We start from the raw sequence: 9,700 nt of genomic DNA, 5'->3' as shown, positions 1-9,700 counted from the left end.
GCCCCCGACTCCGGTCGGGGGCACGGCCTTGCCTCAGGTCGTATGCCGCAGCAGCAGCGCCCGACCGTCATACGGCCCGAGCTCGATGTGGAGGCAGTGCAGGTCGTCGACCTCACCGGTGAGGGTGCCGGTGAGCAGATCGGTCACCGCACTCCCCGGGACCAGGTGGGGCGAGAGGATCGTGCCGGAGACGGGCTCGCCCGAGAAGTTCAGGACGGTGACCTGCTCGCTGTCCTCGATCCGGTGGATCATCACCAGCATCGACTTGTGGGACACGGCAGGCACGTCGAGCTGGACGGCGGTCGCGATGCCGTAACGGGCGCGCACGTCGAGGATCGCCCGCAGTCGCGAGGCGAACGAGGTGCGGTCGGCGAGCTGCGCCGGGAGCGAGCCGTAGAGCGCGGTGCCGCGGGGCATCTTCGACGTCGACTGCGTCGCGGTCGGCTGGTAGTCCATGAGGTCGTAGGCCCCCCGGTGGATCCACCGCGTGTCACCGTCGCGGATGAGGTCACGTACCTCGTCCCGCTCGAGGGTGAGCGCGCCGACGAGGTCCCACCCGGAGAGCGCGAAGACGCCCGGCTGCCAGGCGTTGTACATCGCCAGCAGGAGGTGGGCCCGCTTGATCGACTCGATGTCGCGCGGCGTGAGGGCGGTGAGGTCGTCGAAGCCGAGCGTCGCGGCGATGATGGTGGCCGTCGTCGAGGCGATCCCGTTCTGGGTGAAGACGGCGTTGTAGGGGGCGGCGTCCCCGGTGAGGCGCTCGGTGAGCTCGCCGCGGATGAGGAGGGCGAGGTCGCCGCCGGTGATCTCCCGACGCCGGAAGGTGAAGGTGTCGCCGGAGTGCAGCGTCGCGAAGTGGACGAGCTCGTAGGTCATCTCGTCGTGGTTCTGCAGCGCGTGGACCAGCGAGACGGTGTCGACGCCGGCGGCGCGGGCGGCGTTCATCGTCAGCCGGAGGAACTCGGTGTCGCCGGTCGCGAGGGCGTGGTGGTATGCCGGGCGGTTGACGAAGTCGTAGGACAGGTCCGCGCCGCGCTCCTGCGTGTCCTTGATGTCGTCGATGGTGAGGTTTAGCTCCTGGAAGGTGAACCCGCCGACCTTGCGGACCATGCTCGCGATGAGCTGGTTCGCGGCCTCCGACAGGGGGTGCCCCTCCGACCAGGCCGGACCGCCCTCGGCGCTCTTCTCCACGCCGAGGAACCCGTTGGCGTCGAGGCGCAGGGCCCCGCTGCCGAGGTCGCTGAGCGAGTGCAGCGCGTCGCCGATGACGAGCCGCATCGCGGCGAAGGTGGGGTCGAGCCAGTTGAGCGACGGCTGGCCGTCCTTGAAGTAGTGGAGATAGACCCAGCGGTGCTCCACGCCGTCCGGACCGAGGACCGGCGCGGTCGCCGACCAGTTGGTGTCCTTCAGGCCCGGCTCGTAGAAGATGACGCGCTGCAGCTCGCCGACGATGTAGCCCGCCTTGGCCAGCCGGTCCTCCGTCTCCCGGTCGAGGTTCGCCGAGTCGTGGCCGCGGTGCACCCGTGGCAGCAGGTGCCAGTCGTTCTCCGGGATCTCGACCATGTGGTAGATCCCGGGGTAGTCGCCGACCTTCATCTCCGCGAGCCGGAAGTCAGGACCCTTGCCGGTGTGCCCCGGCACGATGTCGTCGATCACGGTGCCGTGGTGCTCGGTGGCGACGTCGCACACCGCCCGGAACTCGGCCTCGGTGCCGAACTCCTCGTCGAACTGCGTACTGATCCGGTCGAAGTGGCCGTCGACGCTCGGGGTGGTGTCCCAGCCGCTGATGCCGCCGGCTTTCTTCACCGGGCCGGTGTGCACGGCCGTGATCCCGATGCGCTGGAAGGCATCCCAGAGATCCGGGTCACCGAGGGTCCCGAGGAAGGACGACCCCGACTTGGTGATCATCGAGATGGGATAGGCCGTGAACCAGACCGCCGCCTTCTCGATCGCCGCGCGGGGGTCGGGGTCGGCATACGGGTTCTGCCACATGCTCCCCTGGCCGGTGAACTGCTTGGCAAAGGTCTTCGCGTCCGCGAGCATGGACTCCTCGGTGAGCCACTCGACGTATGCCGGGTTGTCACCCGACGCCGGTCCGTTGCCCCGGTCGCGGCGCTGCCAGGGGAAGACCCGCAGCCGCCCGCGGGGGCGCAGCCGCGAGGGCCGCGCGGGATAGAACTGGTGGTCGAAGTTGACCGCCTCGGGTTCCGGGCTACCGGGGAGGTCCGAGGCCTCGACGGCGTCGTCCGGCTGACCACTCATGGGGGAGTCTCCTTCGGGGGGATGCGCGGATGCTGCTGCCGGACGACGGGTTCTCGGTCGGGCGCAAGCATGTCATCTCCACCCCGCTGCGCCCACACCTACCCGCGCCACGCACGCCGCTGGCCGCCCACGCCCGCCTCCCGGCGCCACACGCGGGTCGAGGCGTTTCTCCGGTGAAATACCCCACCCGAAGAAACGCCCCACGAGGTGCCGACGCCGTGTTTCCACGCCCGAATTTCACGTCGGCAGCTCCCCACGGATGATGCTAGGAGGGCCGCGGTTGAGAAACAGGGACCAAGGTCCCGCCATCGGCGATCTCCGACATCTCTGACCGCTTTCCGGAGCCCTCCGGAAACCGGCCATCCGGCATACGCTGATCCCATGACAAAGGCGACGGTCGGGCGCTACTGGCACATCGTGACGCTGGTCGTCGCCGTGGTCGCCCTGGTGCTCCAGCTCATCCTCATCCTCGCGGGGCAGAACGTCATCGACGCGTCCGCCGCCGCCAACCGCGGGGAGGCGGTGCGCCGGTTCCTCTCCTACTTCACGATCCAGTCCAACTTCCTCGTCGCGGTCTCGATGGTCTTCATCGTCCGGGGTCGCACCGAGTCGCAGGTCTTCCGTGTCGTGCGGCTCGCGTCCATCATCGGGATCACCGTGACCGGCGTCGTCGCGGCGGTCGCCCTCCCGCCGTCGCCGAACTACACCACCGCCAACCTGCTGTGCGACCGGCTGCTCCATATCGTCGTCCCGCTGCTGTCGCTCGTCGGGTGGCTGGTCTTCGGGCCGCGCGGCTTCGTCCGTCGGGCCGACATCCTGCCGACCCTCATCTGGCCGGTCGTCTGGCTCGTCGCGACGCTCGGCCTCGGGCCGCTCGTCAGCTGGTACCCCTACCCCTTCCTCAACGTCACCACGATCGGCCTCGGCCGCGCGCTGGTCAACAGCGCCGGCGTCGCCATCCTCTTCCTCGCGCTCGCGGGGCTGGCCCTGTATGCGGACGGCCGGCTCCCCGGTGCCCGGCAGGACGACCGGGCGACGCAGCGCGCCTGACGGCTGGGTGTCGGCCCGTGGTGCGCGGACGGGGTCTGGCAGCGTGACGGCATGGAACGCGTGCTCGGAACCGGCGGCTACTCCATCCGTGCCCACGATCCGGAGGCCCTGAGCGACTGGTACCGCGACGTTCGAGTCCGCAACAGGCCCGCGAGCTCACCATCTGCGACGCGCGCACGGTAGACGACCACGCCAACCCCTACCCGTGAGGGTGCAGATCCGATACTCGGTAGCTGGCAAGCTCCATAGGAGCCAGGGGGTGAATCCTCTAACCTTTGACCGGGTGGTCCTTGGGGTGGGCATCGGCGACGGCTCGCGGACGAGTCAGTTCACCATCGTCCCCTGAGGTCCGTCGGTCCTACAGCTGGATGCCGCGGGTCAACGCGCCGTCCACGACGAGGTTGGTGCCACTGACCCGGCGGGCCAGCGGGCTGGCCAGGAAGACCACGGGTGCGGCGACCTCCTCGGGGGTGCCCATCTGGCCGGACGGGTTCAGCTCCATCGCCGTCCTGAACAGGTCGGGGTCCCCGGTCTCGATGCTGCTCCAGACCCCACCCTCGAAGTAGGTGTTGCCCGGGGAGACCGTGTTGGCGCGAATTCCCTTGCCGGCCAGCTGCATCGCGAGCCCGTGGACGTAGCCGATGATGGCGGTCTTCGCGGTGCCGTAGGGGCCCGAGGCGAAGTCCGACTCGCGTCCGGACACGCTGGAGATCGCAATGATCGACGCGGCCTCGCTGCGCTCGAGGTGAGGCATGGCTGCGCGGACGAGGCGGACGGTGTGCATGAGGTCGACGTTGAGACTGGCCTGCCAGTTCTCCTCGGTGTCGGGGATGGCGAGGGCGCTGACGTTGGCCACGACCACGTCGAGTCCGCCGAACGCGTCGGCCGACGTCTCCACCCACGCCGCCAGCGCCTCCGCGTCGCCGACGTCGACGGTCGCACCGCTCACGGCGCCCCGCTCGCTCAGGGCCTGCAGCGCCGCCGCGACCTCGTTCGGGTTGCGGGCGCAGAAGGCGACGTGCGCGCCCTCGGCCAGGAAGGCTTCGACGACCGCGCGGCCGATGCCGCGCGTGCCGCCGGTGACGAGCACACGCATACCGGTGAGTTTGAGGTCCATCAGGCAGAGCCTTTCGCGGTGGGTGGACTACGGGGTCGGAGCGAGGGAGCGGGCCCGCGCACGGAGCTGGGCGTGTATGCCGCCGAACGCGTCCGCAGCTGGCAGGAGGTCCTTGGCCGCCTTGACCACGACGCTGTAGTTCGCGTCGACGACGTTGGCGATCGGCGCCTGCGCGATCTGCGAGCACAGCTGGTAGGCGTCCATCGGGTGGAGGCCGCACAGCTGGCCGACCCAGTGCACGAGCTCGGCGTTGCCGATCCGCCAGGAGTCCTCCATCGGGCGGCTGGAACCGATGGCCATCCAGTGGCTGTCGCTCTCGATCCGCGGCCAGCCGGGGGCGCCGCCCTTGATGAGCTCGACGATGAGGGTGGTGGTCATGGCGCCCTCGACGGCGGTGCCGCACGCCTCGCCCTCGCCCTGGCGGTAGTGCCCGTCGCCGACGGAGAACAGGGCGCCCTCGACGTTGACCCCGAGGAAGACCGTCGAGCCGGCACGCATCTCCGGGGTGTCCATGTTGCCGCCGAATCGTTCTGGTACGAGGGCAGATCGGACCTCACCGCCGGCCGGCGCGACACCCACCGTGCCGAGCATCGGCTCGAGGGGCAGCTCGATCCGGTGGTCGCTGTGCCGCGCGGCGAACGCGACGGTCCTGCGGTCCCGGTCCAGTTCGTAGATCCAGGTGGTGTCCGGCAGCGGCTCCTGGAGGGTGACCGTGCGGTCGGTGCCGGTCATCCCGCCGAAGAACGGGATCGCCGCCGACACCCCCCAGTCGCGCGCCGGCTCCAGAGCGACCAGGTGGAGCGCGAGGGTGTCGCCGGGCTCGGCACCCTCGACGTAGAACGGGCCGGTCTGCGGGTTGACGAACCGCAGGTCGACCTTGGCGCTGGAGAGGTCGTCCACTGTCCGGAGCGCGCCCCCGAACGCGTCGTCGGACCAGAGCCGCAGGACGGCCCCCGGCTTGATGCGCATCACCGGGGCCGCGCCCCCGAAGGTGTACGCGTACTGGTCACGGCTCGGCACGTAGTCGATGACGTCCATCACCGGAAACTACCCCACGTGGCGGGTCGCCGTGCAGCACCGACCGGTGGACATGTTCCGCGAAACCATTCCTCCGTCGTCGCCGGAATGCCGCAATCCACCGAATGCTTCGAGGCCCGCTCTGCCGAGATCAGAGTGATGCGTAGACCAGGCCGGCCCACGAGCCGGTGCCGGCCTTGCGGTGGCCCGGGATGTCGGCGGTGTCGAGCAGCAGGCCGTGGCCCCACTTCCAGCCCGGACCGGCATACATCGTGTCGTTCATGCCGGGGGGCGGTGATGCCCTCCTTGACGACGACGACGACGTCGAGGCCCTTGCCCGTCACCGACTCGACGACCTCGCCGAGCCAGTCGGTGTGGATGCCGTAGGTGAAGCGGGTCCCCGGGCGCGCGGTTGCCTCCAGACACAGAATTGCCCTGTTGGGCCCCGTGGGGAACTGACGGGGCCGCGACGCAGACGACGCGGCATACGTGGGGAGGTTCCGGTTTGGACCCGACTTGGTCAGGAGATGTACAAACTTACCAAAGCTGGATGAATCGCGGGCTACCTTTCCCAGTGACGGCCTTCTGGTAGCAGGGCCGACTGGCTCGTGCCGTGAAGGGTTCCGCTCGCCATGACGATGACCTGGAGTATTCCGACCCACCTGGAGCCGGGCCCCGTGCCCGCGCGCCTGGGTGCGTTGCTGTGCCTCTCCTCCACCGGTCACGAGCATGCCTTCTCGATGGTCTATGACGCCATCTCGTCCCGGATCTACGGCCTGGTGCTGCGCATCGTCGTCGACCCGGACGAGGCCGAAGAGGTCGCGCGGGAGACGTTCGTCGAGATCTGGCGACGGTCGTCCGACTTCGACCCGCACGAGACCGACGCCGCGGCCTGGATGAGCGGCGTCGCCCATCGCCGCGCCGTGGAGAGGGTCCGGTCGCGAACCGGCGCGGCCGACGCGACCGACGCGACCGACGCGGCCGATCGGGCGACAGGCTGAGGGCTCAGCGACTGGAGCCGCTACCGCGACGTCCCGCGACGTCCCGCGTCGTGCTGCTCGCGCCGCAGCTGGTCCTCGTCCATCTCGCCGCGAGCGGCGCGCGACTCCGGTGAGTCGTGCGAGCCGGGGGAGTCGTGCGACTCAGGGGATTCGGGCCCATGGGGTTCCACCCGCGGCTGCCGGAACATCGTCTGGATGAGCCACACCGCGGCTGCCAGCATCGCCAGCCCCACGACGACTCCGACGACGGACAGCCAGGTCGAATCTCCACCCCACCCCATCATCATCGCGAGATCCGTTCTTCTGCAACGACTTCCGGCGAGGGCACGATGGCCACGGGACAGGTCGCACGTTCGAGGATGCGTTGGCTCACCGAGCCCAGGAGCAGCCCCGCGAAACCGCCGCGGCCCCTGCTACCGACCACGAGGAGCGCCGCCCCCTCCGACTCCTTGAGGAGGGTCGGGACGGTCCGGCCCGGCACGAGCCGCCGCTGGACGGAGACGTCCGGATACTTCTCGTGCCAGCCGGCCAGCAGCTCCGAGACGAGGCGACGGTCCTGGACCTCGGCGTTCTCCCACAGGCCGACCTCCATCGGCCCGGGCACGTTTCCGCCGCTGTCCTCCCAGGACCAGCAGGCCACGGCGGTCAGCCCGATCCCCCGTCGGCTCGCCTGCTCGAAGCCGAACTCCAGTGCCTGCTCGGAGCGCTCGCTCGCGTCGAGACCGACCACGACACGCCCCTCGGGAGCGTCGGCTGCGGCAGGTCGGTCGTGCACGACGACCACCGGGCAGGCGCCGTGCGTGGCGACCTGGAGGGAGACCGACCCGAGGACGACCGACGTGACCACCCCGTGGGCCGGAGCCCCGACGACGACCATCTCGGCGGTGTGGGATGCGGCGACCAGAGCGGCCGCGGCGCTACCGGTGTCTGTCGCGGCCGTCACCCGCAGCCCCGGGTAGGTCTCGAGCACCTGCCCGATCGTGCCCTCGGTCGCGTGGTCGACGTGGTCCTCGAGATCGACGGGGGCGTGCGTCAGGCCCTCGATCACGTGCACCACGTGCAGCGGCCGCGAGGTGTGCGCCGCCTGCTCAGCGGCCCAGCGCAGGGCTGCCCCGCTCGTCGGTTCGGCGACCCCCACCACGATCGCTCCCATGGGTGCTGTGTGGTTCTTCATCTCGTGTCCTTCGTCCGGCGCTCCTCGATCCGACTCGACCGATGCCTCGACCCTGCACCGGTATGCCGTGCTGCGGCAGGGACCTTCGGCCCGCCTTCGCTCGGTGACCAAGGATCGCGCGCTCCCATTTGGCCATTCCGCGAACCTGGACGTCCGCTGTGTATCAGGATGGCGGTCGCCGGGTCTTAACCCAGGCAGGGCATCACCCACGAACCAGGAGCCATAGATGAAGAAGTCCATCACCATCGGAGTGACCCTCGCCGCAGCCGCCGCCCTCACGGGTGGCCTCCTCGCCACGACCGCCTCCGCCGACACCAGCGCCGCCAAGAACGTCCCGGGCAAGACGTCCTTCATCGCGGCATCGCCGTCCGCCACCGTCCCCCAGCGCGTCTTCGCCGTCGTCAACGCCGACGGCACGACGCTCCGGGGCAAGGCCGTCGCCTCGACGACCACGCTCAGCACCGGCACCTACGACGTCCGCTTCAACCGCAACATCACGGCGTGCAGCTGGGTCGGCACCGTGGGCCTCGGCTCCTTCTCCGGGTCCACCGGTGCCGGGATGATCACCATCACCGGCCGCTCTGGCACCAACAACGGGCTGTTCGTCACGACATTCGACTCGACGGGCGCGCCGGCCAACCTGCCGTTCGCGGCCGACGTGATCTGCAGCTGAGGCTGGTCGAGACCGGCAGCAGCCGGCAACAGGCAAGACGGGAGCCGCGTCCGGTCCGAGGTATCTCCTCGGCCCGGGCGCGGCTCTCCCCGTGGATACTTGACGCCGGGCGGAGCGTCCTCACGACGTCGAAAGGTGGCACCTCAGATGGCTGTCGACCAGGAAACCCGGATCCGGATCTCCTACCGCTACTTGCGGATCGCGCCGATCATCAGCGTGGTCATGCTGCTCACCGCCGTCCTCATCCAACGGTCGCGGGCCGACTGCTGGCAGACCTCGATCAGCGCCTACTACTTCACCGCGGCCCACAGCGCCTTCGTCGCGACACTCTGCGCGATCGGCGTCAGCCTCATCGTCTACAAGGGCCACTCCGACACCGAGGACGTCATCCTCAAGTTCGCGGGGTTCTTCGCCTTCATCGTCGCGATGAGCCCGACGGCCCGCGAAACCGTCTGCGGCCCGGGGCTGCCCGTGGACTACGACGTCATGTCGGGCACCCGCAACACCGTCCTCGCGGTCCTCATCACCTCGGTGGTTGCGGAGGCCACCCGGATCGTCGTCGACCGCTCGAACACCATGGAGCCGCCCAGCTTCTGGGCGCGGGTGGCGACCGTGATCGGCTGGTTCCTCGTCACCCTCGGGGTCGTGGCCTTCTTCGTCCGGCCCGACCAGTTCCAGGCCAGCGCCCACAGCATCTCGGCGGTTGCCCTCTTCCTCGGGATCATCGGTGTCGTGATCGCCAACGCCCGCACCGTGCCGTTGCGCTCCAGCAACCCGCGCTTCAGGGCGGCATACATCGTCATCGCCTGGACCATGACCCTCACCCTCGTCGGCGTCATCCTCGTCCACCTCGCGCTCAGCGGGTTCGGGCACGCGGTCATCGTCGCGGAGGTGCTCCTCATCGTCGAGTTCGCCGTCTTCTGGGGCGTCCAGACCGCGGAGCTGTGGGGCGGCGACGGCCCCGACCATCTCCTCGGTGACGCCGCCGTCGTTCCAGCCCACAGCCAGTCCTAGCGAATCCGGCTGTTGCTCTCGGAGCCCGGAGGCAGCACGATGGGCCGGGAGCACCGGCGTCGGGCGGGGCACGACCACGGAGGTACACCATGGCTGTCCAGATCGACCTCTCCAAGGGACTCGACAAGGCCTGGGAGGAGAAGTCGCTGGCCGAGATCCTCGCCGCTCCGCCGTCCGCGTTGGCCGGTCTCACGGAGGCTGACGACGCCGCGCTCAAGGACAACATGGGCATCACGACGATCCGCGACCTCGGTTCCAACAAGTACTTCGCCCTCGCCGGCGTGCTCGTCGAGCTGGAGAACCGCACGAAGTAGGGCCGCGGCCGGGGGGGGTTGACGCTGCGTCATCGGGGTTGACGCCCGCTATAACGTGCGTCAACCCCCTTGACGCAG

At 69.6% G+C, this 9,700-nt stretch carries 11 protein-coding genes; 5 read left to right on the top strand and 6 right to left on the bottom strand.

All coding sequences use genetic code 11. From position 1 onward, the window contains the following. Window positions 1–33: 33 nt before the first annotated feature. Window positions 34–2,262: a maltose alpha-D-glucosyltransferase gene (gene treS / locus Q0R63_RS04405; RefSeq protein ID WP_295694573.1), complete on the bottom strand. Its 2,229-nt coding sequence runs from the start codon at window positions 2,260–2,262 to the stop codon at window positions 34–36. Between the two features lie 381 nt (window positions 2,263–2,643). Here treS and Q0R63_RS04400 point away from each other — a divergent pair, with 381 nt between their 5' ends. Further along, window positions 2,644–3,312: a Pr6Pr family membrane protein gene (locus Q0R63_RS04400; RefSeq protein ID WP_295694569.1), complete on the top strand. Its 669-nt coding sequence runs from the start codon at window positions 2,644–2,646 to the stop codon at window positions 3,310–3,312. 358 nt (window positions 3,313–3,670) lie between these two features. Here Q0R63_RS04400 and Q0R63_RS04395 read toward each other — a convergent pair whose 3' ends face one another. The 3 genes from Q0R63_RS04395 to Q0R63_RS04385 form a co-directional block, all read right to left on the bottom strand. Beyond that, complete coding sequence (locus tag Q0R63_RS04395; RefSeq protein ID WP_295694568.1) at window positions 3,671–4,429, bottom strand: SDR family NAD(P)-dependent oxidoreductase; 759 nt, start codon at window positions 4,427–4,429, stop codon at window positions 3,671–3,673. 27 nt (window positions 4,430–4,456) lie between these two features. After that, window positions 4,457–5,467, bottom strand: a complete 1,011-nt coding sequence (locus Q0R63_RS04390; protein WP_295694564.1) for an acetamidase/formamidase family protein — start codon at window positions 5,465–5,467, stop codon at window positions 4,457–4,459. 130 nt (window positions 5,468–5,597) lie between these two features. Then, entirely contained in the window at window positions 5,598–5,729 is a 132-nt protein-coding gene (locus tag Q0R63_RS04385) for a hypothetical protein (protein ID WP_295694561.1), read from the bottom strand. A 349-nt stretch (window positions 5,730–6,078) separates the two neighbouring features. On the opposite strand from Q0R63_RS04385, the gene Q0R63_RS04380 reads away from it, so the two are divergent. Continuing rightward, window positions 6,079–6,447, top strand: coding sequence for a sigma factor (locus Q0R63_RS04380; protein ID WP_295694558.1), 369 nt, complete (start codon window positions 6,079–6,081; stop codon window positions 6,445–6,447). Between the two features lie 20 nt (window positions 6,448–6,467). Here Q0R63_RS04380 and Q0R63_RS04375 read toward each other — a convergent pair whose 3' ends face one another. Both Q0R63_RS04375 and Q0R63_RS04370 read right to left on the bottom strand, forming a co-directional pair. Further along, complete coding sequence (locus tag Q0R63_RS04375; RefSeq protein WP_295694555.1) at window positions 6,468–6,734, bottom strand: hypothetical protein; 267 nt, start codon at window positions 6,732–6,734, stop codon at window positions 6,468–6,470. Then, window positions 6,731–7,621 (bottom strand): universal stress protein, encoded by an 891-nt coding sequence (locus Q0R63_RS04370; protein WP_295694552.1) that lies wholly within the window; start codon window positions 7,619–7,621, stop codon window positions 6,731–6,733. Before Q0R63_RS04370 ends, Q0R63_RS04375 begins: the two co-directional genes overlap by 4 nt. Before the next feature lie 226 nt (window positions 7,622–7,847). Between Q0R63_RS04370 and Q0R63_RS04365 the strand changes: the two genes are divergently transcribed. The 3 genes from Q0R63_RS04365 (at window position 7,848) to Q0R63_RS04355 (ending at window position 9,622) form a co-directional block, all read left to right on the top strand. Continuing rightward, window positions 7,848–8,294 carry a hypothetical protein gene (locus Q0R63_RS04365; protein WP_295694549.1) on the top strand — a complete coding sequence of 149 codons (447 nt, stop codon included), beginning with the start codon at window positions 7,848–7,850 and terminating at the stop codon, window positions 8,292–8,294. Window positions 8,295–8,441: 147 nt separating this feature from the next. Further along, the gene (locus Q0R63_RS04360; protein ID WP_295694546.1) at window positions 8,442–9,308 is read left to right on the top strand and encodes a hypothetical protein; all 867 of its coding nucleotides are present in this window, start codon (window positions 8,442–8,444) and stop codon (window positions 9,306–9,308) included. Between the two features lie 89 nt (window positions 9,309–9,397). Further along, window positions 9,398–9,622: a hypothetical protein gene (locus Q0R63_RS04355; RefSeq protein WP_295694543.1), complete on the top strand. Its 225-nt coding sequence runs from the start codon at window positions 9,398–9,400 to the stop codon at window positions 9,620–9,622. Window positions 9,623–9,700 lie beyond the last annotated feature (78 nt).

Source organism: Lapillicoccus sp. (assembly GCF_025353065.1).
Classification (GTDB): Bacteria; Actinomycetota; Actinomycetes; order Actinomycetales; family Dermatophilaceae; genus Lapillicoccus.
The sequence above is the reverse complement of the archived record's forward strand: the minus strand, read 5'-3'. Positions and strand labels throughout refer to the sequence as shown.

Bases quoted from the DNA above. Each gene is read 5' to 3' on its own strand.
- treS (WP_295694573.1), bottom strand. From the start codon at position 2,262: ATGAGTGGTCAGCCGGACGACGCCGTCGAGGCCTCGGACCTCCCCGGT.
- Q0R63_RS04400 (WP_295694569.1), top strand. From the start codon at position 2,644: ATGACAAAGGCGACGGTCGGGCGCTACTGGCACATCGTGACGCTGGTC.
- Q0R63_RS04395 (WP_295694568.1), bottom strand. From the start codon at position 4,429: ATGGACCTCAAACTCACCGGTATGCGTGTGCTCGTCACCGGCGGCACG.
- Q0R63_RS04390 (WP_295694564.1), bottom strand. From the start codon at position 5,467: ATGGACGTCATCGACTACGTGCCGAGCCGTGACCAGTACGCGTACACC.
- Q0R63_RS04385 (WP_295694561.1), bottom strand. From the start codon at position 5,729: ATGAACGACACGATGTATGCCGGTCCGGGCTGGAAGTGGGGCCACGGC.
- Q0R63_RS04380 (WP_295694558.1), top strand. From the start codon at position 6,079: ATGACGATGACCTGGAGTATTCCGACCCACCTGGAGCCGGGCCCCGTG.
- Q0R63_RS04375 (WP_295694555.1), bottom strand. From the start codon at position 6,734: ATGATGATGGGGTGGGGTGGAGATTCGACCTGGCTGTCCGTCGTCGGA.
- Q0R63_RS04370 (WP_295694552.1), bottom strand. From the start codon at position 7,621: ATGAAGAACCACACAGCACCCATGGGAGCGATCGTGGTGGGGGTCGCC.
- Q0R63_RS04365 (WP_295694549.1), top strand. From the start codon at position 7,848: ATGAAGAAGTCCATCACCATCGGAGTGACCCTCGCCGCAGCCGCCGCC.
- Q0R63_RS04360 (WP_295694546.1), top strand. From the start codon at position 8,442: ATGGCTGTCGACCAGGAAACCCGGATCCGGATCTCCTACCGCTACTTG.
- Q0R63_RS04355 (WP_295694543.1), top strand. From the start codon at position 9,398: ATGGCTGTCCAGATCGACCTCTCCAAGGGACTCGACAAGGCCTGGGAG.